General features: G+C 61.2%; 18 protein-coding genes and 2 pseudogenes. 11 read left to right on the top strand and 9 right to left on the bottom strand.

The window, feature by feature from the left end:
* The first annotated feature begins 10 nt into the window (after positions 1–10).
* Positions 11–1,408: a lactate utilization protein B gene (locus M2427_RS07015; protein WP_280705480.1), complete on the top strand. Its 1,398-nt coding sequence runs from the start codon at positions 11–13 to the stop codon at positions 1,406–1,408.
* Complete coding sequence (locus M2427_RS07010) at positions 1,405–2,052, top strand: LUD domain-containing protein (RefSeq protein WP_280705479.1); 648 nt, start codon at positions 1,405–1,407, stop codon at positions 2,050–2,052. The genes M2427_RS07015 and M2427_RS07010 overlap by 4 nt, the downstream gene beginning before the upstream one ends.
* 942 nt (positions 2,053–2,994) lie before the next feature.
* On the opposite strand, the gene M2427_RS07005 is transcribed toward M2427_RS07010, so the two are convergent.
* Genes M2427_RS07005 through M2427_RS06995 form a run of 3 tightly spaced genes read right to left on the bottom strand, consistent with a single transcriptional unit; the run spans position 2,995 to position 8,209 of the window.
* Positions 2,995–4,008: a C45 family autoproteolytic acyltransferase/hydolase gene (locus M2427_RS07005; RefSeq protein WP_280705478.1), complete on the bottom strand. Its 1,014-nt coding sequence runs from the start codon at positions 4,006–4,008 to the stop codon at positions 2,995–2,997.
* A gap of 13 nt (positions 4,009–4,021) precedes the next feature.
* Positions 4,022–5,479 carry a biotin carboxylase gene (locus M2427_RS07000; RefSeq protein ID WP_280705477.1) on the bottom strand — a complete coding sequence of 486 codons (1,458 nt, stop codon included), beginning with the start codon at positions 5,477–5,479 and terminating at the stop codon, positions 4,022–4,024.
* 33 nt (positions 5,480–5,512) lie between these two features.
* Entirely contained in the window at positions 5,513–8,209 is a 2,697-nt protein-coding gene (locus M2427_RS06995; protein ID WP_280705476.1) for an aminotransferase class I/II-fold pyridoxal phosphate-dependent enzyme, read from the bottom strand.
* A 524-nt stretch (positions 8,210–8,733) separates the two neighbouring features.
* On the opposite strand from M2427_RS06995, the pseudogene hutU reads away from it, so the two are divergent.
* The 6 genes and pseudogenes from hutU to mscL form a co-directional block, all read left to right on the top strand.
* Positions 8,734–10,065, top strand: a pseudogene (gene hutU / locus M2427_RS06990) (urocanate hydratase); the annotation flags it as partial.
* A gap of 62 nt (positions 10,066–10,127) precedes the next feature.
* Entirely contained in the window at positions 10,128–10,763 is a 636-nt protein-coding gene (locus M2427_RS06985) for a HutD family protein (RefSeq protein ID WP_280705475.1), read from the top strand.
* Positions 10,756–12,012 carry an imidazolonepropionase gene (hutI, locus tag M2427_RS06980; protein WP_280705474.1) on the top strand — a complete coding sequence of 419 codons (1,257 nt, stop codon included), beginning with the start codon at positions 10,756–10,758 and terminating at the stop codon, positions 12,010–12,012. The genes M2427_RS06985 and hutI overlap by 8 nt, the downstream gene beginning before the upstream one ends.
* A 56-nt stretch (positions 12,013–12,068) precedes the next feature.
* Positions 12,069–13,433 (top strand): formimidoylglutamate deiminase, encoded by a 1,365-nt coding sequence (locus M2427_RS06975; RefSeq protein ID WP_280705473.1) that lies wholly within the window; start codon positions 12,069–12,071, stop codon positions 13,431–13,433.
* Positions 13,434–13,599: 166 nt separating this feature from the next.
* On the top strand, positions 13,600–14,409 hold the full coding sequence (gene hutG / locus M2427_RS06970; RefSeq protein WP_280705472.1) for an N-formylglutamate deformylase: 810 nt from the start codon (positions 13,600–13,602) through the stop codon (positions 14,407–14,409).
* Between the two features lie 253 nt (positions 14,410–14,662).
* Positions 14,663–15,088 (top strand): annotated as a pseudogene (gene mscL / locus M2427_RS06965) (large conductance mechanosensitive channel protein MscL).
* Positions 15,089–15,173: 85 nt separating this feature from the next.
* On the opposite strand, the gene M2427_RS06960 reads toward mscL, so the two are convergent.
* The 3 genes from M2427_RS06960 to M2427_RS06950 form a co-directional block, all read right to left on the bottom strand.
* The gene (locus tag M2427_RS06960) at positions 15,174–15,533 is read right to left on the bottom strand and encodes a YidB family protein (protein WP_280705471.1); all 360 of its coding nucleotides are present in this window, start codon (positions 15,531–15,533) and stop codon (positions 15,174–15,176) included.
* Positions 15,534–15,572: 39 nt separating this feature from the next.
* Positions 15,573–16,049, bottom strand: a complete 477-nt coding sequence (locus tag M2427_RS06955) for a helix-hairpin-helix domain-containing protein (RefSeq protein WP_280705470.1) — start codon at positions 16,047–16,049, stop codon at positions 15,573–15,575.
* A gap of 643 nt (positions 16,050–16,692) precedes the next feature.
* Positions 16,693–16,923 (bottom strand): hypothetical protein, encoded by a 231-nt coding sequence (locus M2427_RS06950; protein ID WP_280705469.1) that lies wholly within the window; start codon positions 16,921–16,923, stop codon positions 16,693–16,695.
* Positions 16,924–17,243: 320 nt separating this feature from the next.
* Here M2427_RS06950 and M2427_RS06945 point away from each other — a divergent pair, with 320 nt between their 5' ends.
* Genes M2427_RS06945 through M2427_RS06935 form a run of 3 tightly spaced genes read left to right on the top strand, consistent with a single transcriptional unit; the run spans position 17,244 to position 18,942 of the window.
* Positions 17,244–17,732 carry a hypothetical protein gene (locus M2427_RS06945; protein ID WP_280705468.1) on the top strand — a complete coding sequence of 163 codons (489 nt, stop codon included), beginning with the start codon at positions 17,244–17,246 and terminating at the stop codon, positions 17,730–17,732.
* Positions 17,711–18,499 (top strand): hypothetical protein, encoded by a 789-nt coding sequence (locus tag M2427_RS06940; RefSeq protein ID WP_280705467.1) that lies wholly within the window; start codon positions 17,711–17,713, stop codon positions 18,497–18,499. Before M2427_RS06945 ends, M2427_RS06940 begins: the two co-directional genes overlap by 22 nt.
* A gap of 41 nt (positions 18,500–18,540) precedes the next feature.
* Positions 18,541–18,942 carry a hypothetical protein gene (locus M2427_RS06935; protein WP_280705466.1) on the top strand — a complete coding sequence of 134 codons (402 nt, stop codon included), beginning with the start codon at positions 18,541–18,543 and terminating at the stop codon, positions 18,940–18,942.
* Between the two features lie 505 nt (positions 18,943–19,447).
* Here M2427_RS06935 and M2427_RS06930 read toward each other — a convergent pair.
* Genes M2427_RS06930 through M2427_RS06920 form a run of 3 tightly spaced genes read right to left on the bottom strand, consistent with a single transcriptional unit; the run spans position 19,448 to position 24,025 of the window.
* Entirely contained in the window at positions 19,448–20,650 is a 1,203-nt protein-coding gene (locus M2427_RS06930; protein WP_280705465.1) for a patatin-like phospholipase family protein, read from the bottom strand.
* The gene (locus tag M2427_RS06925) at positions 20,625–22,868 is read right to left on the bottom strand and encodes a ThiF family adenylyltransferase (RefSeq protein WP_280705464.1); all 2,244 of its coding nucleotides are present in this window, start codon (positions 22,866–22,868) and stop codon (positions 20,625–20,627) included. The genes M2427_RS06930 and M2427_RS06925 overlap by 26 nt, the downstream gene beginning before the upstream one ends.
* Positions 22,865–24,025 (bottom strand): hypothetical protein, encoded by a 1,161-nt coding sequence (locus tag M2427_RS06920; RefSeq protein ID WP_280705463.1) that lies wholly within the window; start codon positions 24,023–24,025, stop codon positions 22,865–22,867. The genes M2427_RS06925 and M2427_RS06920 overlap by 4 nt, the downstream gene beginning before the upstream one ends.
* Positions 24,026–24,136 lie beyond the last annotated feature (111 nt).

Here is a 24,136-nt window from a genome sequence, read left to right as displayed (position 1 = left end):
TACAGCCCCCATGACGTTCAAGGCCCGCGTTGACGCCGCGCTCGCCGACCCGACGCTGAAGGTCGCCATCGGTCGCACCACCGGCACCGCCGAACGCAAGCGTGCGGCGGCGCTGGTCGACTTCCCGCAGTTCGAAGCGGCGCGCGAGCGCGGCAAGCGCATCAAGAGCCACGTCATCGATCACATGGACCACTACCTGGTCGAGTTCGAACGCAACGCCATCGCGTCAGGAGCCACCGTGCACTGGGCGGCGACCGCCGGCGATGCCTCGCGCATCGTCGTCGAGCTGTGCCGCCAGGCCGGGGCCCGACGGGTAACGCGCGTGAAGTCGATGCTCGGCGAGGAGATCGGGCTGCCGCATGCGCTCGATGAAGCCGGCATCGAGCGCATCGAAACCGACCTCGCAGAGCACATCGTCCAGCTTGGTGGCGACACGCCCTCCCACATCGTCTGGCCGGCGATGCACCGCACGCGCGAGCAGGTGTCCGAGATGTTCAAGAAGCTGCATCGCGCGCCGCACACCGACGAGACCATCGAGGCGATGGTCGACAGCGCTCGGCGCGAGCTGCGCGACAAGTTCCTGTCGGCCGACGTCTCTATCTCGGGCGCGAACTTCCTCGTCGCCGACACCGGCTCCACCTGCACCGTCACCAACGAAGGCAACGCCGAATTATCGACGACGCCGCCGCGCGTGCACATCGTCACCGCCGGCATCGAAAAGCTGGTGCCGACGATGGCGCACGCATTCGCGATGCTGCGGCTGCTGGTGCGCTCGGCCACCGGCGCCGACATCACGCAATACACCACCTTCCACTGCGGCCCGAAGCAGCCGGGCGACCGTGACGGGCCCGAGGAGTTCCACATCGTGCTCGTCGACAACGGCCGCACGCGCATGCTGAAGGAGGGCCTCAAAGACATGCTGCGCTGCATCCGTTGCGGCGCCTGCATGAACCACTGCGTCGTGTTCCGCCAACTCGGCGGCCACGCTTACGGTGGGACCTACCCGGGCCCGATGGGCGCGGTGCTGACACCGGTCTTCGACGGCCTGGAGAGTTCGCGCGAGCCCGTGCACGCCTGCACGCTGAACGGCAAGTGCCAGGAGGTGTGCCCGGTGGACATTCCGCTGCCGACACTGCTGCGCGGCTGGCGCGACCGCTCGTGGCGCGAAGGACTGGAGCCGGCCACGATGCGCTTCGGGCTCGGCGTCTTCACCTTCGTCGCGTCGCGGCCGTGGCTGTACCACCTGGGCGCTTCCATCGCGGTGCGGGCGATGCGGCTGTTCAAGCGCGGTGGCTGGATCCGCGGCATGCCGGGCATCGGCGCCTGGACGGCGTACCGCGACTTCCCGGCGCCGGCGAAGCGCACCTTCATGGCGATGATGCGCGACGGCGCGCGGGGGCGGCCATGAGCGTTCGCGACAACATCCTGGAAGCCGTGCGTGCCGGGTTGGGCACGCGCAGTGTCGATGCCGCCCAGGTGGGGCGCGACGCCGCGGCGCTGCTGGCTGACCTGCCCTCGATACGGCCGATCCTCGCATCGGCCGATCTGCCTGCGGTCTTCGCCGCGCGGGCCACGACACCGAAGGTGGCCGCTACCGTCGACCGGATCGGCAGCGCGGTCGATCTGCCCGGCGCCGTGCGCCGCTACCTCGACGCCTGCGGCCTGCGGCCGGCCATCGCACTGCAGCCCGCCGCGGAGTTGAGGGCGCTGGACTGGACCGGCTTCGAACTGCACCCGTCGGTCGCGTCTGACGAAGCGGTGGTGGTGGGCGTCGCGTGCTGGGGCATCGCAGAAACCGGGTCGCTGGTCTTTCACTCGGGTGCCGAGACGCCGATCCTGGCCAACTTTCTGCCCTTGCACCACTTGGTGCTGCTGCACGCAAGGACGATCGTCGCCCACCTCGAAGACTACGCCGCAGCAGCCGCCGGCGAGAGGGCGCCGCGCAACGTGAACATCATCACCGGCGCCAGCGGCACCACCGACATCGAGGGCAGCCTGGTGCTGGGTGCGCACGGGCCAAAATACCTGCACATCGTACTCGCGACGCCATGACCCGCCGCGAAGCGCTGATGTCCTGTCGTAGCCTCGACGTCCCGTTGGTCGCCCGCGGGCCAGAACCGGCCTTTCCGGCTGGCGCTGCCGCAGATACTACTAGACAGGAGGCCGAAACGAGCTCCCAGGCGGGAGCGGCGCCCGACGGAGGGAGTGGATGATGGCGCCGATTCTGTAGCGCGGCCGATCCTTCGACCGACTGCGATTTCAACCGAGCCGCTCCGCACCCAGCTGACCCCATCAAGTGCCGCATGAGCACCCAGAGAACACAGGCACCCGACGACGTCGTACAACGCTCAAAACCATGCTGTTGCCCTTGACAATCGGCTCTAAGCAGACGGGATGGTTGGCCCGCTACCGCGACGAAGGACGCCTCACGCATATAGGCGGCGAGCGACGCGCAAAAGTCTTGAGCATAGCTGGGCATAGGACGCCGCTTGTCCCATTGGATGACATGGCGGTCCCGCAGGGTTTTTCGCCGGTGCACGACGCGAACGATTTTCAGCCTGTGCAGATCGGTCCGCAGTACGGACGGAATGATGGCCACCCCCTTGCCCGGCCTCTGCGAGCGCCAAGCAATGCGTGCGGCGGGATCTCGAGCAGAATATTGGGTTCGACATCGGCAACGCGACAGGCCGCATTGAACAGCCGGCGAACGGAGTACCCGGAGTCCGGCAGCAACAACGGATGGGGCGCAAAGGGAAACGATATCAACCATGCCGCCTCCACCAAGCAGGAGCGAAAGAATACACGCGGCCAGACGTAATGAACAACTGGGCGGCGACGCTCGCATAGAGGCCGACACGTCCATCGTAACTTGATCCGAATACGTACGAAGGTAAACGGAGCAAGCGTCACAAAACCCGTCATTTCAACAAGGACGTTAACTGTGATCGATTTTTCCTCGGTTGAACGACGGCATTCACGTTCGATGCTCCGGTTTCATTTGGGGACCACCGCGCGCCGCACGCCGGCTTCGGGAGGGCGGGCGGCAAACGAGACCGTGTGGGAGCCCTCCTGAAAATCGTCGATCGTCTGGCGCCAGCGGTATGACGGCCAGATGAGTTGGACCGCATCTTCCATCGGCGTGTAGACGGCCGTGTAGAGCGTACCGAAGCCGCGCTGGTAGGCCGTCTGGTATAGCGGCGGACGCAACATGGACTGAAGCAGATCTTCCATCGACTTCGCCTCGCTCATGACTTTGCAGAGTTGTCGTTCCCGCTCTTGGGAGCGGGTGGCCTTGGCGTGCTCGGGCCATTCGATTGAGTGCTGATGGTTGGCGACCGGCCGCGCCGGCAGAATCTCCGCCTCCCGGTCGGGAGCGACGAAAACCATCACAGACCCTCCCTGACGATCGAGTAGCGTGACGCTGTAGGTCATATGGATCGGGACGCGCGCGAGCACGGCTGCCGCTTCCTTCGTCGTGCGACAGACCTCGAGGATGTAACGCAAGACGACCGGAATTCCGAAGCCCGGTCCCGTGTTCTGCCGCCCTCCGAAACTAAGCGAGACGGCGAGGCCGGATTCGTTCATCCCGTCGAGAACCCCGCAAAGGCAATCGCTCAGCGCGACGACGCGCTGTCCGGTCCAGCGCGTGGCGAGCCATGCTCCCTCCAAGAGGCTCGGAGGATAATCGTAGTTGCGAACAAGTGAGGAAACACCGTTCCTCGCCCATATAGTCTGCGTACAGCCAGCGATATAGGCCGGCGGACTCCACATGGACAGGAAGCGGGCCTCGATGTCGCCGCCGCCTGCCAATTCACTCAAGGCTTCCCAGACGGGCAGCCATTCGGGCATGTGCTGAGCGACCGCTCGCCGGCAGGCGAGATAGCTCGGACGCTCGGTGACCGCGCTTCTGAGAAACCAGCTGCGGTAACCGCTCCAATGGTGCTTGAAGAGCCCTTGCCACTTCGGGCCAGCGTGGTCTTCGACGATCGCTGAGAATGTGCACTGCACGGCTAACAATCGCTCAAAGGATCTTGAAGGAGCCCGCCTGCGGGGCCGTTTCAATTTGAGCTGCGACCAGAGGCGCAGCGCCGTAGTACTGCCTGATGCCGCGGATCCAGTTATGGACTCTTTCATTGAGGCGAAACTGGTCGTCCATCGCTCGCCCGCGCAGGATTAGGATACCGAGATCCGCGCCCTCGTAGCGATAATCCCCGGCGCCGGTGATCCGCAGGAAGAAGCCCTCGCGCTCGGAATCGATCGCACGTCGGTTGGTGTCGAAGCGATGATACGAGACCGCCGAGCCATCCTCATTGATGCGGTACATGCCGGAAGGCGGCGCGTGGGTCACATGGTCGACATTGGTCGCCGTGTATTTGAGGACGACCTGCGACCACGAATCGATGAATTCCGGCCTAGCCCAGCGCTCGTTCAGCTCCGCAACGTTCAGTTCGAAGGGAACGCCCGAAAATTCAAGGAGATGGAAGAGGAAGAGCGGGGCGTCCGCATAGGCGAAGGCCGCATGGTTGGTCATCGAGCTCGCGCCGCAGATACGTGGGTTGAGCTCGCCCAGATAGACCTCGCCCGTGTCCTGATCGATGAGAAAGTCGAGGTCGAAATAGCCCCGATATCCTTCCTCCAGGAGCTGGGTACCGAAACGGAACGCCATGTCGCGAGCCTTCTCACGCACGCCGTCAGGGAAGGCTCCCAGGAACACCTCGTTCCCGCACCAGCCGCCCTTGTAGGGCGTGAGTTCGCGGGCGCCGACGACCTCGGTCAGCAGCGGTCCGACCAGCGTTCCCGACTGCGTGGCGCAGGCCTCGAGTGTCGCGCCCCGGCAGTTGATCCGCTTCATGATCTTGACTTCGGCTTCGCCGACGATCTCGTCCTTGTGCTTGTTGAAGTCGTCCTCGTTGGCGATGAAGAACGTTGTATGTCCCGAATCGCCGAAGGCGGTTTGGATGACCAGGTCGTGGCCGAGACCCGCCCGATTGGCGATCTTCATCAGGTTCTGCCAGCTGGACACCTTCTCGAGAGCATTCGGCACCGAGGGCACGCCCGCCTTGTTGCCGATGCGGACGGTCTCCATCTTGTTGTCGCAGCGCTGACGCAGTTTCGCCGACGGGAACCAGACCTCGAGGCCCAGTTCCTGGGCCAATTCTTCGGTCTTCTCGTCGAACATCAGGAACGTGGCCACCGGCTTGCCGCCGCGCCGGTTGATCAGGTCGGTGACCTCTTTGTGCTGGAGGAGGTAGTTGTTGATGTCCTCAATTGATTCAAACTCCGGGTGCGGCGTCTCCGACGGGACGAATACGTTCGGGTGGCGGCCGTCGAAGCAGTCGATGTAATTTATGTATTGGAACCTGTTGACCCAGTGATCGATGCCGAGAAGGTTAAAGTTGGTGGCGCTGATGAAATAGATCGGTCGCTCATTCCGGTGGAAGAACAGCCGAAGATCCGAGATGTTTCTGATGATGTCCATGTGTCCCCCTTGGATGTGACATGTGGGCTTGAGTTAGGCGTCGACTTGGATGGCGGGCTGCTCGTTCACGTTTTCGGGGGCGCCGGGCTGGATGACGGCCAGCAGCACTTTCTCAGCGAATATCCGGAGGCCGATCTCGGGTCGGTATCCGTGGATTTCGCGGACGTCGAGAGCTTCCACAAACGTCAGGATGTCCGCGCTAATCGCCTGTCCCGGAACGAGGATCGGAAAGCCCGGAGGGTACGGGATGACGAAGAGCGCCGAGACGAGTTCCCGTCCTGCGGCGAGGGCTCGCCGCACTTCGGCGAGGGTTAGATATTCGCAATTCTCTTCGTCATAGGAGAGGAAGAACGCCCTGCGGATGTTGCCGTCGGGTGTTGCGGCGAAGTTGCCGGCGGCGCTCTGGCGGAACGCGGGATGGAAATGCGAGAAGTCAGGGAGCGGCGGAAGATCTTCCGTCAGCGAGCGCACGCGCTTCTCGTGGATTTTCCGCTCGATCGCACTGAGATCGGCTATACTGCTTTCGATCTCCCTAGCAATTTGCACCAGAGCTTCGATGAGATAGGCGACGGACGATCTGGTAGTGCCGATATTGGTGATGAAAAGCACGGTGTTTCGCGACGTCTTGTTGATCTGAATACCGTACTTGTCCATCAAGTACTTGTTCTTGAAGGTGTCTCCGTCGATGCCGGTCTTGCCGATGAAGAGCGTCAGACGGGTAGGGTCGAGCGCGAACTCGTCAGTCCGCCACGCGGTCTCCATATTGGCCCAGCCTGTTGCCGGCTCGTAGTTGCTCTCGATTCCGGAAGCGCGATAAGCCGCCGGGACGAGTTCGTCCACGTTCTGGAAATGGAAGTGCTTTTTGAGGAGAGGGTGGGTCGCGATCTGCTCGCGCAATGTCATGGCGAGTTCAATCTGCCGCTGAACCAGTTCGTAACCTTCGAGCTCCACCTGTCTGCGGCCGAAATCGAGCGAGGCGAGGATTTGATAGTTTGGCGAGGTCGAGGTATGGGTCATGTAGGCCTCGTGGAAGGCCTCTTCCGTCTTGTCTCGGAAATCTTGGTCCCAGACGTGGATCATCGAGCCCTGGCGCAGAGCGGTCAGCGTCTTGTGGGTCGAATGAGTAGCATAGACGCGCACATGCGCCCTGGCCGGATCGGGGAGCAGTCTGCTCTCGAGCAACTTCGTGTCATCGTCGCACTGCTCAATATCCAGGTCCTTCGCGAAATCGGCGTATTTCCTCGCGTAGGCGGGATCCGTGAACCGCTCGAACAGTCGGGACGCCGCAGCCATCGCGGTGCGCCGGCGATAGGTGGGATGGAACCGGGCGAATGCGAACCAGGCTTCGTCCCAGAGGAAGATCAAGTCGGGCTTAATGGCCAAGCACTCTTCCATCACCCTCTCGACATCGTAAACGATGCCGTCGAAGGTGCAGTTCGTCAGGAGCACCATCTTCACGCGCGCCAGATAACCGGCGCGACGATAGGCGAGCAAGACGCGCTTGAGCTCGGTAATCGGCACGGCACCATACATCGAGCAGCTGTCGAGCGGATATGAGTCGAGATAGGCAACCTGGGCCCCGCTGAGCACCATCCCGTAATGGTGGGATTTGTGGCAGTTGCGGTCGATCAGCACGATATCGCCAGGCTTCACCAGCGCCTGGACGACCACTTTGTTGGCGGTCGAGGTGCCGTTGGTGACGAAGTACGTCCGCTTGGCGCCAAAGGCGCGTGCCGCCGCTTCCTGGGCGCTTTTTAGCGGGCCGACGGGTTCGAGCAGCGAATCGAGCCCGCCTGCGGTAGCCGATGTCTCGGCCATGAAAAGGTTCGTTCCGTAGAACTGGGCGACGTCCTGAATCCAGTTGGAGTTGAGGATCGATTTCGCGCGCGCGATCGGCAGAGCGTGGAAGACACCAGTCGGCTGTTTGGAGTATTCCTTCAACGCCGAGAAGAACGGAGTACGATAGCGTTGTTGGACCCCGCGCATGATCGACATATAGAGCTCGGTGTGGTCCTCCTCGCGGAAAAACACGCGCCGGAACACGCCGCCGACCTTGACCGCGACCTCCTCGGCCTTGAGGTCGGTGACGAGATAGAGATCGAGCTCGGGACGAAGCTCGGATATCTTGCGGCCGAGAAGCGGCCCGCGCTCCGATTCCGGTTTGCGCTCGATATGCTCGTCAAGATCATCGAGGAACTTCCACAAGAGGTCGAGCTCGTATTCGGAACGGAACGGAAAGCCGTGGCGGATGACGCAGGCCTGCAGATTGAAGTTAAACAGCGTCGCGATCAGCGCGTCCTCGAAGCTGGGCACGATGACGATGTCGAAGATGAAGGCGTCGTCCGGTCGCTGCTTGCGCTGCACCCGCCGTCGTAGGGCCTCCTCTTCCTCGTCCGACATCTCGTCGACAATCAGGACCTCGAAATAGGGCTTGCTGATCTGGGCCTGTGCTTCCTCATCTGTCTCGATCGCCGACGGGCCTTCCGAGTCGGAATTGAGGGACAGCGACTGGTGACGGTAGGAGCGATTGGCAAGCATCCTGTTGATGTGACGCACCGCCGTGTGCGTGCGGTGCAGATCTCCCGTCTCGAACCACTGCACGACCTCCTCGAAAAGCTTCCTGCCGGGGAAGGCCCAATAGCTTTCAATCGGCCGCAGGATCGAAAGGGTTTTGTGGACCCGTTCCTTGCGCTCGGCGAACTCGGCGCCGTCACGCGGCAACTCGCTCATCCGGCTCAGGTCGTCCGCGAGAGATATCCAACTATCGCCTCGCAGTTCCCAGACGCTGTGTCCTCGATTGAGCGAGGTTTCGTGATTGCGCCGTTGCCTGCGAGCCATGGGAACCTCCATGGACTTGTGACTGATGGGGTAGTGGTACGAAGCCTGCGGGTCCGGCTCGCTCGGGCCGGAGAACAGGTGCGCCTCGGCTCGCCACAACCGTCATGCCGAAGAAGTACCACCGGTTCATGCTGCGGAGACCCTTGCGATTGACAGCTCGGCACCCCATCGATTGTGTCCGTCATCGTCGGGTGCAGGATCACCTCCGCGGCCATCGCCGCCGTCTACCGGGTCGTTTCCGGGAACCACATATCGTAGCATATTGAGATGCCCGACCGGCACCCTCGACGTCAAACACGACAAATTCAGTGCCCGCGGAGATGCCCTGCTCGTCGGCCGGAATGGAAACAGTTTGGAGAGTTTGGAGAAGCGGTGGACGACTGTCGCGTTTCACCGTACCAAGTCTTTCCCATAGAGAGCTCGATCGCAAGGGCCTCTTCATGTACGGCCAAATGACGGCCGGTAGCTGGATCTACATCGGTAGTCAGGGCATTGTTCAGGGCACTTACGAGACCTTCGCCGAGGCTGGACGTCAGCATTTCGGAGGCAGCCTCGCTGGGCGATGGATTCTCACCGCGGGCCTCGGGGGCATGGGCGGCGCACAGCCGCTTGCAGCAACGCTGGCTGGTGCTTGCTCGCTCACCGTCGAATGTCAGCAATCGAGTCTCGATTTTCGCATTCGCACGAGGTACCTCGACAAACAGGCGAAGGACCTCGACGACGCCCTCGCGTTGGTCAAGCATCACTGCGAGCGCAAGGAGGCTGTATCGATCGGCCTGCTGGGCAATGCGGCCGAGGTATTCTCCGAACTTGCGCGGCGTGCCCGCACCGGTGGCCCGCGCCCGGATCTCGTCACCGACCAGACATCCGCGCATGATCTCATCAACGGGTATCTCCCGATCGGCTGGACGGTCGAGCAGTGGAAAAGCGCGCAGCGTCTTCCCGACGAGCATCCGCGGCTGACGGCGGAAGCGGCCAAGTCGTGCGCGATTCACGTCCAGGCCATGCTTGACTTTCTCAAGATGGGGATCCCGGTTGTCGACTACGGTAACAACATCCGACAGGTGGCCCTCGAACATGGCGTCAGGAACGCGTTCGATTTCCCTGGCTTCGTGCCGGCCTATATCCGCCCGCTGTTTTGCGAGGGCAAGGGCCCCTTCCGTTGGGTGGCGCTGTCCGGCGATCCCGAGGACATCTACAAGACCGATCGCAAGGTCAAGCAGCTGTTTCCCGATAACACGCACGTACATCGCTGGCTTGATATGGCGCGCGAGCGGATCGCGTTCCAAGGGTTGCCGGCCCGCATCTGTTGGCTCGGGCTCGGTGAAAGACATCGCGCGGGGCTGGCTTTCAACGAGATGGTTCGGACCGGCGAGCTCAAGGCGCCCATCGTTATCGGCCGCGACCATCTCGACACCGGATCGGTGGCCAGCCCGAATCGCGAGACGGAAGCGATGAAGGACGGCACAGACGCAGTCTCGGACTGGCCGCTGCTCAACGCTCTGTTGAATACGGCCGGCGGGGCTACCTGGGTCTCGCTGCATCACGGAGGTGGTGTCGGCATGGGTTATTCGCAACACTCGGGCGTGGTCATCGTCGCCGACGGGACTGACGCCGCTGCAAGACGCCTGGAACGCGTTCTGTTCAACGATTGCGGTTCGGGCGTCATGCGTCATGCCGATGCCGGCTATGAACTCGCGATCAGGTGCGCCAAGGAACGCGGTCTCCGCATGCCAATGTTGAAGTGAAGCGATGAGGATTGACGTGTTCCCGTTAACATATGTTGCGACAGCGGCTGGATCTTGCAGCGATGCACAAGCTTGAACCATTCTCCTTCCGGCGCATGGCATGGAAGAACGGCGGCGGCGAAACGGCCGAGATCGCCATTGGCCCGCCCGGTGCGACGGTCGGCACGTTCGACTGGAGGATCAGTACCGCGCGCGTCGCTGCGCCGGGACCGTTCTCGGCCTTCGCAGGCATCGACCGTACGCTGGTCGTGCTTTCCGGACGCGGCTTGCGGCTCGTGACACGACAGCCCGGCGAGGTGCGGGAGGTGGTGCTCGGCCCAGACAGCGAGCCGTACCGGTTCGCCGGCGACGTGTCGGTGGATGCTGACTTGCTTGAAGGAGAGCCGGTCGTCGACTTCAACGTCATGACGCGGAGAGGGCGGTTTTCGCACACGCTTCGTAAGATGAGCGTGTCGGGCAAGGCGTTGGTTGCGTCCGATATTGTCGTATTGTTCTGCATCTCCGGCCGGGTCGATTGCCGGGATGACAATAAACCGGCTGCGGCGCGTGTGCCGCTGTCGGCAGGTGAGGCGCTGGTGACGCTGGGACCCGATACGAGCCGAAGCGGCTCGGTGGCGGTAAGCGTCCAATGCCAAGACGCGACACCGGCCCAGCTGCTGGTTGTTAAACTCAATGCCGGGAGTCTGCTCCATGGATGAGATCGAAAGGCAAGGAGCGGCATCGGACTGGGATGCGCTGTGGGTCAACGTCAATCTCGCGACGATGGAAGGAACTGGCTACGGCGAGATCCGAGACGGCGCCATTGCGGTTCGCGATGGCCGGATCGCCTGGTTCGGGGCGCGGGCGACGCTGCCGGTCCGGCAGCGTGCGGCGGTCGAGCACGACGGGTGCGGCCATTGGCTGACACCAGGCCTCATCGATTGCCACACGCATATCGTTTATGCGGGCAATCGCAGCGACGAGTTCGAGGCGCGGCTCAACGGAGTGCCTTACGAGGAGATCGCCCGGCGTGGCGGCGGGATACTGTCGACCGTGCGCGCTACGCGCGCCGCTGACGAGGACGAGTTGCGGATCGCCAGTCTGCCGCGCGTGACAAGCCTGCTCGCGGAAGGCGTCACGACGATCGAGATCAAGTCTGGCTATGGCCTTGAGCTCGGAGCCGAAGCACGCATGCTCCGCGCCGCGCGTTCACTCGGCGAGTCGTTGCCGGTACGGGTGCGCTCGACTTTCCTTGGCGCACACGCGGTGCCGGCGGAATACGACGGCCGCGCACAGGACTACGTCACCCTGGTGTGCAACGAGATGTTGCCGGCGCTGGCGCGGGACGGACTGGTCGATGCCGTCGATGCGTTCTGCGAGACGATCGCCTTCTCTCCGGCTGAGACCGCACGCGTGTTCGATGCAGCGACAGCGCTGGGCCTGCCCGTCAAGCTACACGCCGAGCAGCTTTCGGACCAGGGCGGGGCGGCGCTGGTGGCGCGTTACGGCGGTCTGTCGGCCGATCATCTCGAATGGCTTTCGGTAGCCGGCGTGCGCGCCATGGCTGAGGCGGGCACAGTTGCGGTGTTGTTGCCGGGCGCGTTTTATTTTCTACGCGAGACGCGCATACCGCCCATCAAGGCCATGCGAGACGCCGGGGTACGAATGGCCGTCTCGACCGACTGCAACCCCGGCACGTCGCCGATGCCATCGCTTCTGGCAGCCATGAACATGGCATGCACGCTGTTCCGGCTCACCCCCAAGGAGGCGTTGGCCGGGGCTACGCGCAACGCCGCCGCCGCGCTTGGCCTTGCCAGGGAGATCGGAACGCTCACCGTCGGCAAGCGCGCCGATTTCGCACTCTGGGCGATCGATCGTCCTGCCGATCTCTCGTATGCCTTGGGATACAATCCATGTACCGAGGTCGTCAACGCCGGCTCGCCTCGGCACCCACGCTTGCAGCTATGACAGATCGAGACTCCGGACGCGCGCGAGACGTCCGTCCGAATAGAAAGGCCGGGTAGATGACTGTTCTTTGGGCTCGGCAGGCGTTGTTGGCCGACGGCTGGCGGACGGGCGTGCGTGTCGAGATCGGCACAAGTGGCACGATAGACGCCGTCGTGCCTGACTCTCCGCCCGAAGGCCAACGAATAGCGATTCTGCTGCCGGCGCCAGTGAATTTGCACAGCCATGCGTTCCAGCGGGCGGCGGCAGGGATGACCGAACGGCGCGGACCAGACCCGCGCGACACGTTCTGGACATGGCGAAAGCTGATGTATCGGTTCCTGGATCATCTAACGCCAGACGACATCGAAGCCATCACAGGCTGCGTCCAGATGGAAATGCTGGAGGCGGGATATGCCGCGGTGGCCGAATTCCACTACATTCATCACCAGCCGGGTGGCACGCCCTACGCCAATCTCGCCGAGCTGTCCTGCAGAATTGCGGCGGCGGCTGCCGAGACCGGCATCGGTTTGACGTTGTTGCCAGTACTTTACCGCTATGGAGGTTGTGATCGCCGACCGCTAGGAGCCGGGCAGATCCGCTTTGGTTGCTCGCCGGAGCAGTTCGTCAAATTGCTCGACGGGGCGCGATCCTCCCTTGCCGAACTACCTGCGGATTGCCGGATCGGCGTAGCACCCCACTCCCTCAGGGCAGTGGGACCAGAGGATCTCGCGTTTGCCGCGTCGCTTGCGCCAGACTCCCCACTTCACATTCACCTTGCCGAACAGGTTGCTGAGGTCGAAGAGGTCAGGGCGTATCTAGGCGCTCGACCTGCAGAGTGGCTGCTGACCAATCACGCCGTCGACGAGCGCTGGTGCCTCATTCATTGCACCCAGCTCCTTCCGGACGAAACCCAACGCCTCGCCGCGAGCGGCGCGGTAGTTGGCCTTTGTCCTATCACGGAGTCGAACCTCGGCGACGGCATTTTCGATGGCGTGAATTATCTAGGCGCAGGCGGTCACTTCGGTATCGGCTCCGATTCAAATGTCCGCATCGCTTTGTCGGAGGAGTTGCGAACGCTTGAATACTCACAACGGTTGCGTGATCGCGGACGGGCAATGTTGGGAACGGCTGAGTACTCGACCGGTCGTGCGTTGTTCGAGAGGGCCGTTGGTGGAGGTGCCAAAGCTGCCGGACGCCGGTCAGGCGCCATACGTCCTGGCGCGCTTGGTGATCTTTTGGCGCTGGATGGCGAGGCGCTGGACCTGGCAGGCAAGACCGGCGACGAAGTGTTGGACAGCTTCGTCTTTGCGGGTGATGACAGAATGATCTGTGACGTTTGGTCGGCAGGCCGGCATCTGGTGAAGGGCGGCCGCCATATTCGTCGCGAGGACATCGTCGGGCGCTACCGAACGACAATGACGAAACTGAGAGCGCGGATCTAGGCTTACAGCCGAATTGCTGTGTCCGAACACGAGAACCGGCAAACGAGAATGGCGCACGCAGTGCGTAGACATTTTTGAGATTTTGGATGCAGCCGCCAAGGTATCCGCCCTGCATCGGGCACGCGTCGCAAGAAGGCGTCATTCATGAAGCAATGGAGGCTGTGTCGTGACACCCGTTGAGGTTCATCAAGGCGATGGTCCAATTATCCTTGGCATGCCGCATCCCGGCACGTTCATCGAAGACGAGGTCGCGCGCCATCTTAACAAAACCGGTCTTGGGATCACAGATACGGACTGGCACGTGCCGCGCCTCTACGAGGGCCTCCTTCCCGGCGTAACTATCGTGCGGGCTACATTCCATCGCTACGTGATCGACGCAAACCGCGATCCCTCGGGTGCGAGCCTTTACCCAGGTCAGAATACGACTGGGCTTTGTCCGCTTACCGATTTTGACGGCCGTCCGATTTATCGGGCGGGTGTGGAGCCGGGCCCGGAAGAGATAGAGCGCCGCAGATTGAAATACCATGCGCCTTACCATGCGGCGCTGGCCGCCGAAATCGCGCGGGTAAAGGCGCGCCACGGCGTCGCTATTCTCTACGATTGCCACTCGATCCGCAGTCGCATCCCTTTCCTGTTCGATGGGTTACTGCCCGACTTCAATATAGGCACCAACAACACGACGTCTTGCCATCCCGTGATCGAAGCTGCGGTTCGCGACGTTTGCGTGAGGGCAGACGGCTTCACGAGCATCGTCAACGGCAGGTTCCGTGGCGGGTGGACAACGCGCCATTACGGACATCCGAAGAACGGCGTGCATGCGATTCAGATGGAACTCGCGCAACTTTCTTATATGCGGGAGGCGTCGCCTTGGGACTATCTGCCCGATGTCGCTGCACGCACACGCTCGCATCTCGGTGCCGTCCTCGCCGCTCTCGATGCGCTTGCCCGCAGTGATCGACATGCGATCGCGTCTTGATTGTCGGCGTTTGGTGGTGCAGCGGGCCAACGTTCTGCCATCGTTGCGATCGTTATCTGCGCCGGATCGCTAAAATATTGAACCAAGAGAAAAACCCGACCTTTGTGTAAACATGCCACGCGCGAACCCAACCTGACCACCGTGAGGGTCCTGCAATAGACAACATAAAAAAGTTTGGATTGAACGAGATGGCTCGATTCGTCCTAACCACCATGATTTTTCTGGGCAATGCGCAAACTTAGAAGGGGGACAGATGCTTGAAGAATTCAAAAAAGTTGCGTTGCGCGGCAATGTCGTCGATCTTGCGGTCGGCGTGTCATAATCGGCGCTGCACTTCGGTGCGATTGTATCATCTGTTGTAGGTGACATCACAACGACCGTGATCGGCGCTATCATGGAGTTCTAGATTTTTCTAACTACTACCGCCGCTCCGCGCCGCAGTTAAAACTGGGTTGCCGCTCGTTGACGCGAAGAAAGCTGGTGCAGTCCTCGCTTACGGCAGTTTCATTACAGCGACGTTGAACTTTCTGATTATCGCGTTCGTTCTGTTTATCGTGATTCAGGACATCGACAGATTGAAGAAGAAGGAGGAAACCCAACCCGCCGTACCTTCGTACCTCCTGCACCAACAGTGACTGAAAAGTTGCTCGCGGAAATTCGCGACTTGCTGAAAAAATAATAGAGAAGACCGGTACCACCAAAAAATGACCTCAGCGTGAGGGGCCGCTGAGGTCACAATTCGTCGGAGGCTCGACAGCGATAACCTAAGCTGCCTCCAATTTGCCGTTCGGGCTCAACCTGTCCACGATGGTTGGAAGATTTTCGGCAACGGTCTCCAAAACCTTGTCCAGCGGCAAACCAAAATGCGCGGCTAGCTGTTGGATTTGCTCGTTACCCAATGCCGCCTTAAGCTGGTCAACCGTGATCGGCAAATTGCTGCCCTCCCCGAGCCACGACGATACTTGCGGTCCAAGCCCGGTCTGCTGAAGCTTATCCAGCAGACCCTGCATATTTCCCAAGCTCGTATGCGCGAGAGCCGCAGACAACAGACCTGGAAGAGCCGTCGCCTCTGCTGCACCAGCAAGTCCTTTTACGGCACTGCCGAGACTATCGAAGATTCCCATTATGCATCTCCAATTCCATGGAATCGATCTGAATTAGGTTCAAAAGCTAACGAGATCCTTGATTGCCGCTTCAGCGTTCGAAGGAACCACTTTTCGCGCCACAAAATCATCCCAGTTCTTGAATGGTCCTTTCGCGCGAGCTTCGATGATAGCCTTTGAACGTGCTACGCCGATCTGGGGAAGACCGTCCAGATCCGCCGCGGTGGCTGTGTTCAAGTTCACTTTCTTGGTGGCCGCCGCAGGCGCAGGAGTCTTCGAGGCAGTGGCCGCGGCTGGTGCCGCCGTTGCAGGCGTCGTGACTGCGGCAGGCTTTTCGGCAGCCTTACCCTTGCTTAAACAATCCTTGTTGAAATCCTGATAGCTCTTTCCACCCGTCTTGTTTGCCGCTTTTAAGGCATCCCATTCCTTGGCGCAGTCACTCATGACCTGCTGCTGGCTCTGCGACATCGCCTGAGTTGTCAGGCCCAAGCCCGACAGGGCCACGGCAAACGCTAGCACCAACGTTTTGATCTTCATATCACACTCCCATCCTTTGTCGATTGAACCGGATCAGTCGTCGAAATAGCCATCCGAGAATTGCCTGAATGGTAACCCGCGGTTTGGCTTTCTCTTGCTCAGTCAAATAGGGCGTTTCACTCAGCGAGACGATAGTACCGTATTATTATTTCACTTCGGAGCGATAGATTTATTTTCTCAACGTGCTTCGGAGGCGCAAAATATTCTTCTATCATGGTATCGATCCGCAACGCGCGGTCAATGTCGCAGTTGGGGTCACTTCCGGACTTGGTCGCGATCCAGAACGATGTCCGCTTTAGCCCGGATACTGTTGTAAAAGTCGAAAATCGAGCACCCCTTGGAAATCAGCGGATCGCATCCTTTTGTTCAGCCGGTATTGCCCAAACAAGGGAGGACGAAAACTTCCAAAGCGGCAGCCGCTCGGCTGATCCCTGTCGATCTTCTGCAGTTGTTTCGTAATATTTCAATATGAGGCGCTTATGTCCGGGCAAAGGCTGAGGCTCGCCTGGTCATTTCGAAAGATGGCCCGTACGTCGTCACCGGCAATGTGCCGCTCGCTACCCAGACGATCGTCACCGATCGCGATGCTGGTTCTGAACTCTGGAAACAGGGCGAACCGATCCGGGCGCAGGAGAAATACTCGCTATGCCGATGCGGTTAGTCGAAGAAAAAGCCCTTCTGCGATGGCACGCATGCCAAGGTCGGTTTTGATGGCACGGAAACCGCCAGCCGTGAGCCTTACGTCGATCAGGCGAAGGTTTTTGATGGCCCCACCATGGCGCTCATGGATGCCGAGCAGCTCTGCGCCTTCGGGCGCTTTTGCGACCCGCACGGCAAGGTGTGGAATCAAGTCGGGCACACCGATGATCCACATGTACGGGCTATGTTTATCCGGCAGGCGGGAAATTGTCCGGCCGGTCGACTGGTGGCCTGGGACAAAGCAACCCGAAGGGCCCTGGAGCCCCATCTGCCCGTTTCAATAGGGCTTGTCGAAGATCCCCGGAAGGCTGCAGCGGGCCGCTCTGGTTACGCGGCGGAATAGCTGTCGTTTCGGCGGATGGCTTTGAATACGAGATACGTAACCGCGCTACGCTGTGCCGGTGCGGAGAGTCGAAGAACAAGCCATTTTTTGCGATGGCACACACGCGTCGATACAATTTCAAGTAAGATAGCAATGCAAGGGAGGGCGACAACATGAATAGCCAAGAGAAAACCGTTACCACGGTGGATGAGCTGATTGCGGCGACCAAGGACAAGGCGGCCCATCACGTCGTGCTCCGCGGCGGCTTGACCAATGCGCCATCGATCCGGCTTGCGCCTGGCCAGTCATTGCGCGGCGACGGTGACGCCGCGGCCATTACCTTCGCGGCCGGGACCGACGGGCTGCAATTGTCATCCGACAACAGGCTCCACAACATCCGGCTCGACGCCACCGTGAACAAGCGCGCGATCTTTAACGACACTTCGGTCGAGAGCCTTGGGCGGATCGAATTGCGCAGCGTCACGACGACCGGCTGCGTTCAGATCTTGGCGCGCGACAAGGTGCGCGGCATGTCGACGTCAACGGCCTCGACATCATCGCCGCCGACGCCCGCGGCGAGAAAGAACGCCCGCACGGTTACGGCGTCCATGTCATCAACGGCGCCTTCACGCTGTGGAACATGCAGCAGGACACCGGCGTAATTGTCAGCGCCGACCTCGTCGGCCTGTCAGCTGGCCGCGACGGCGCGCCGGTTCGCGGCAGCGGCATCTTCGTCAGCGGCGGCGGCGACAAGGCCGGCCGGCTCAACGTGCGGCGGCTGGAGACCAATGCGGTCTACAGCGACGGCGGCATCGCGCCCGGCACGGCGGACCAGATCACCGGCGGTGTCTTCACGGTCTACGGCGCTTACGTCGATGTCGTGCGCAATCGCGGTCCGGTCGTGACCTATGGCGTCAACAACATGGTGCTCGACAACTGGGGCGTGGTCGATCGCTGGACCGCCGAGGCGAAGATCACCTCGCATGGCCCGAGCGGCATCGGCTTCGTGAATTTCGGCATCGTGCATGAACTGAAGGTCAACGCGCCGATAGAGACCTTCGGCCAGGGCGCGCGCGGCTTCAATGTTTATACCGGCACGGTGAACCTTGCGGAGTTCGATCGTGTCATCACGCATGCGGACGGCGCCGTTGGCATCCAGATCGGCCAGCCGATCGGCAAACTTGTCGTGCATCGCGGCATCGAGACGTTCGGCGGCACCGGCCCGTCGCTGGTCAAGGGCGTCGTTATCAGCCTCTCTGCCATCGCACTGAGCATCAAGCCCGGCGGATCGGCCCGCGAAATTGAAATCACGGGTGGCGTGAAGACCAACGGCGCCGGTGTCGCTCCGATTGAGCAACACGGCGCGATCGACTCGTTGCGCGTGAGCGGCGGCTTTGTCGCGACCGGCGGAGGCTTCTACAAGATCTGAGCCGACAGAGCCTGCATTGTTCTGCCCTTACGGAGGACATCATGAGCGTCTCCAATTCTATCGTCGCCGCGCTGGTCATCGCGGCGGGCGCGATGTGGCACGCCAACGCGTTCGCCGCTGATGACGGCATTGCGCTCGATCGCGCGCAGTACGCCAACCGGCCGCTGTTGCCGGATTTCACCGGCGCGGATTGCCCGGACAACCCGCGCGGGCTGGAGCAAATCAAGGGCAATCTCTATCGCCACACCACAGGCGTGGGGCTCGCCGTGCATAGCGGCCTTGTGCTGGTGGCCAACGAGGGCGCACTGGTCATCGATCTGGCGATGACCTGCACCGCGACCTGGTTGAAGGACGAAATCAAGCGCCGCTTCAACGTGCCGGTGCAGTACGTCGTCTCACGCGCACGCCGATCACATCAGCGGCGGTCAGGTGTTCCAGAATGACGGCGCGTTGACGCGGCCGGCGACGACGGAGGGCAAACCCACAAACTCGCGTGGTGATTACCTCAAAGCAACAATCAGAACGGCCAGAGTTGACTCGCCGACCGGTCAACAGCACGTCAACAGCAAATCCGCTCTGTTCCAGCTCCGTTCACGCTCAGATTCGCACTTCTACCGGCCTCTTCGTTTTGATTTCACACGAGAATTGGTGTCTCGGCCTACCTTGACATTGTAGTGGCCGCAGCTTCGATGCCTGGCCGTCGGCACCGGCTATCGCCCGCTGGCCACGAACGCAAGCGTTCCAGTCTTGCAACAAGGACTGCGGAACGCTCGTCCAAAGAACGCAGCTGTAGATTATTCCTTGAGGGGTCCGAACGCACCCGGGTCGCGCCACATCTTCCGACTACCGAGAAAAAGGGGTGAAAGACCCGGCCGGAAGCGCGCCGAACGCACCGGGCTCGTGTCGAGCCAGGGCAAACAAGAACAACACCAGGATGGAGCTCGCCATCTACAGCTGCGGCAGATATCGATCGATGATGATGTGCGTGAGCTGTTCGCCTCTTCTGCTCAACAACGCAAGGTCTTTTGCTGAGATGGGCGCGAAGTCTGTTGGATACTCGCGGACTTCGTCGCGAGTGACCAGGTCGGGCGGACGGTACGGAAGTCGGTGATCCTGCTGACCAAGGTAGACCATTCCAAAACCGTCCAGCTCGCCTGTTTCCACGTGACGATGAAGCCGGGAGTAAACGTGGTCTTGCGATTTGCGATGCACCGCTTCAAAGGATTTTGCAACGCGGCCGATCCACCAGAAGGGATGATCGCCTCCGTCGAGCTGGCCCGGTCCGGCATTGAGACTGATAATGTGCGTCACCGGATATGTGTCGGTGATATCGCCGTCTCGTCCAGGCTCCAGGACGGAAACTCCCAGATTGTCGAACACGCCGCCATCGGTCAGGACGACTGTCTGGGTTTGAGTGCTGCCGGCTTTGCTGAACTGGAAAGACTCGATAAGCGGCGGCAGGATGATGGGGAAGGCGGCCGATGCCGCCACGGCCTTTGCGACGGTTGGAGCCGGTCCAACAATCTTCCCGTAACGCCAACCTCCCGACCGTTGCGAGCCAAAACGGAATGCGGTTCCTGTCTTCAGGTCACAGGCATTGATGACGACGCTCAAACCTGGGCGCGCGACGTCGCGGACGGTCTTGGACCCAAAGAGCTCGGTTAAGGCTAGCTCGAACGCCGTCGTCAGGCTGCCCCAGACCGGTAGCGATTGCCACAGGACCGCAAGGCTATACTCGATGCGCCGCGTAGGAATGCCGGTGAGGGTTCGCAACACGGCCAGCATTGTTGAAAGGCACCAAAGAAGAGCGGTTGGCAGTCCGCTTACGACCAGCGTGAAGAGGATCTTCGCCCATTGCGTACTGGTCAGCAGCTTTCCCAGGATTTTCCGCTGGATGCCGCTCCGGAGCAGCCCGGTGAGCTTCCGGTCGAAGGTCACGAAATCATCAGCACTGTAGGCGTAACAGGCGCCGATCACGCTGCCTCCCGACACCGTGGAGAGAACCTTCACCTCGTCCAGCAGACCTCTGTCATGGAGCGCCCGCAAACAGCCGAGATGGAACGCGATTGCCCGTGCGCCGCCGCCGGACATGGCGAGTCCGATAAACGGCCGCTTCGGCAGCGGACTACTGTTGGTAATCGGCTCGCTCAAAGACCGTTCCCGAAATAAGGGGCCGCGATGAGTCTGCCCCGACGATGATCATCAAGAAGCGCTTGGCCTGGAATTCCTCGCTCGTGAGAAGATTTGCCATCGCGCTGTAGTCGGTGTCGCTGGGGAGGGGGATTCCTCCCGGGTGCGTGTGCCACATGCCGACGAATGCGACGGATTTTCGTGTCCTCTTGGTCTTTTCGGCGTTCATTTCAGAAACGCCCGCGGTGCCGCAGACAAATGCGGTGGGAGATTGAAGGCTGTCCGGCGGCGGCCCGCTGATTTCATCGACCCAGAGGATTTTCAGGAATTCGTCCGCGTGGCCAAACAGGATTCCACCGGTCTCCACGCGTCGGCCGTTAACCCGCTCTGACCTGCGCATCCATGCTCGCATTCCTGCAAGCGCGGCCTGCGTGACACGAATCTGGTAACCGTTCCGGCCATCGACGAGAACAATGTCCATAGGCCACTCGAACTCAAACTCGTTGAGCGCGCCGGTACGCTGACCTGTCAGGTCGAAGGACCGGGCTCGCGCAGCCACATGCGAGGGATTTGCCAGCCATCTGCTCGCGACGTTCGTCATCAGAGCGGTGAGCGCCATCACGTCAGCGGCAGAGCCGCGGAACGTCGGACTGGAACAGCCTGGCTCGGGCTGAAACAGACGGGTCCGGTCGGGGCTCACCGGCCAGAACTCGTCGAGCACGTGCTTTCCCTTGGCAAGATTCGACAGCGCTATCTTGGCGCGTCGGTCGAGGTCCAGCGTGATGCCCGGCACCGCTTGCACAGCCATCGTCATCAGACCCTGGTCCGCCTTGTGGCCCAGAGCCATTGAGATGATCGGCGGATGGATCTTTGGCCAGGTCCTGAACTGCTTCTCCAGCGAAGTCCCGACCATTGTCGAAGCGGTCGCGTTGATGATCACGTCAGCGGCCAGGATGTCCGCGCGGCGCTCCGGGACTTCAAGCAATATCACGATATCTGCGGGTGACGAGAGCGCCTCGACGCCATAGTTGGCATAACGGACGTTCTGGGCCGTTGCCTTCGCTTTATTGGCGCCGATCTGATATCGGTCGAACAGCTGCCTGACCAGAACACCCGGCTTGACGACGTCCTTGTCGTAGAGCTGCAGTTTGGCCACGCCGGCCCGAGCAAGCAGCATGGCGACCGCGCTGCCAATCGCCCCGCATCCGAGAAGAACGACATGACGGCCCGCCCACCAGGCTGAAGCGCTTTCGGCGTCTCGTCTGGTGACGATTTCAGGTCGGTCCTCAAGAACACCGCACCATTCAATTGTTGCCTTCGCAGCCCACTCATAGAATTCGGTGACGTCACTGGGATTATCGTCGGTAGAGGCCCTAATAGCCGCGCGCATTTCATCGACACGCTGCACATCGATCCGCCATGCAGCCAAATGTTGAAGACGCTGGCCGCCAGCGATCCCACGCATGGCGGCGCCCAGAATGAAGATGAGCGGCTGACCGCTTTCGCCTCTGAGCACGCCCAGCTGAATCATCAGCCGGATGACCTGGATCGGGACACCCCGGGCAATCAACTCGTCGAGAAGCCCGGAGACCGACTTGGGATACTCGTGCGGCATCCCGGTCGGGAGGAGCACAACAGCGACCAAACGGCCATCGGGCACAGTGCCAGAGTTTTCGATCCATTCGCCGAGTTCTATACGGTTCTCGTTCTCGCGGGTGATCTTCGCGTAGCCCGCCCAAAACGGCGGTTCGACGACCGGCGTGTTCTGCGTGGGGACAATCTTCAGGCTGCTGACCGCGTAAGTGACGGGTGGATGCAGCGGCATCCCCGCCGGATCGAGCTCATTCGCGGCGGCAGCACGAAGCCAGTCGTCGACGCGCTGCATGTAGCCGAAGAGGCCGTCTTCCGGCTGCCACTCACTGTCGGTCGCCTGATAAAGGCAGATATAACTGCCCCATTGCACGTGCGAGAAGTCGCCGTAGCGCTTGTGCGCGAAGTCCAGGCGCGGCACCTCCAGAGGAAAATTTGCTGGAATCTTGAGAAGCAGGCGTTCACGAGCCCTGAAAGGAATCCCGCCTGGCTTACGCGGGTATCCGGAACAATCCACCGAAAGGGTAACGAGTACGGCTTCTCCGTCTTCGGTCGGCTCGACGGAGTCGATCACCTCGAGAGAACCGGAGGAAGCCTGGACGACGTCGGCAAGTTGCTGGAGTGCCCAAGCCTGCCCCTCGGATTTCATTCGCGCCCGAAACCCACTTTGACGGTCGGGGGCGCCGTGCGGCCGCGAGCCGCCGCGACAGCGGCTGCCAACGTTTTGCGCGCATCATCCGACACTTCATAGTCGTCATCGTCAAGGAAGACGCCGTTTTCATTCACGCTGAAGATAATCGGCCGCAGATTCTCGGGCGTGCTGTACTCACCGGTGCACAGGAACGCGGTATTGACGATCTCCTCATAGCGATTCCTCGCCTTGACGTGGGGCGGGTTGTCACCAGAGGAATTTGAGGCAGGGAATTCCGGCGAACTCGCAACGATATAACCGATGTCGAGCTGAGGTGCCGCCAATTCGTCCATGGCGTCCTGCTGGAGGACATCGTCTTCGTACATGACTTTTTTCGAGCAGTGATGCGGAGAAAGCAGCACGTTCCAGTTCAACATGGCGTCATTGTTGTGAGCGTGCGTCTGCTCGAAGATTTGCATCAGGGTCGGGTAGGAGACGTCGCCAAGGAAGAGCCCATACATCGGATGATCCTGGGAGCCGATGATCACGCGCATCGCCACGCTGGTCTCGTTTCGGGCATCAGCTTCACCCTCCTTGAACGGCCCGTGAATGAAGGCATGGAAGCGGTCGCCGACGGCGGCGCCATCGAGAATGGTGATCTCCGAACCGGGGCGGGTGCGGAATTCCTCAGGAAGGTTGTGATAGCGTTCGCCGGGCTCGAACAGCGAGCTGTAGCCGATAACCCGCACGCGATTGCCGGCGCCGGGATCGCCGCCGGCCTTGATGGTTTTCGTGGCGCGGCGACGGGCTTCCTCGCGAAACACCTCGGCATCCTTGCACAGGACCTTTTCGTCCTCGTACTCCCGGAAGATGTGCGGGCTGTGCCAAAGCTCACCGATCACGACCCGCTTGAGAAGATCCTCGAAGCCGCGGCAGTGGTCTTGGTCGGGATGCGTCAGCACAAAGCAGGACAAGTAGGGCTTGCCGTCGCGTTGCGGCAGCTTCGCCACGAGTTCATCCACAAGCGGAATGTGCTCGTTGTCGTCCTCCTCGGCCATAACCTTGTCGTTCAGATCGATCTGCATGACTTCGGTTTCGCTGACGACGACGGTCGTGCTGTCGCCGCAGCCGACAGGCCAGAAAATGAAGGAAGGTCCCTTTACATCCGCGAACATCACACCTCCTTGGCCGGTCAGGCCCTACACTATGTTTTTAAGTAAGTTCGGCCGCGCAAGAGGGCATCTCCTAGATGGCCATGCCGCGAGCCAGCCGAACATCATAAGGCG

The organism is Bradyrhizobium sp. BR13661 (assembly GCF_029892425.1).
Lineage (GTDB): Bacteria > Pseudomonadota > Alphaproteobacteria > Rhizobiales > Xanthobacteraceae > Bradyrhizobium.
The sequence above is the reverse complement of the archived record's forward strand: the minus strand, read 5'-3'. Positions and strand labels throughout refer to the sequence as shown.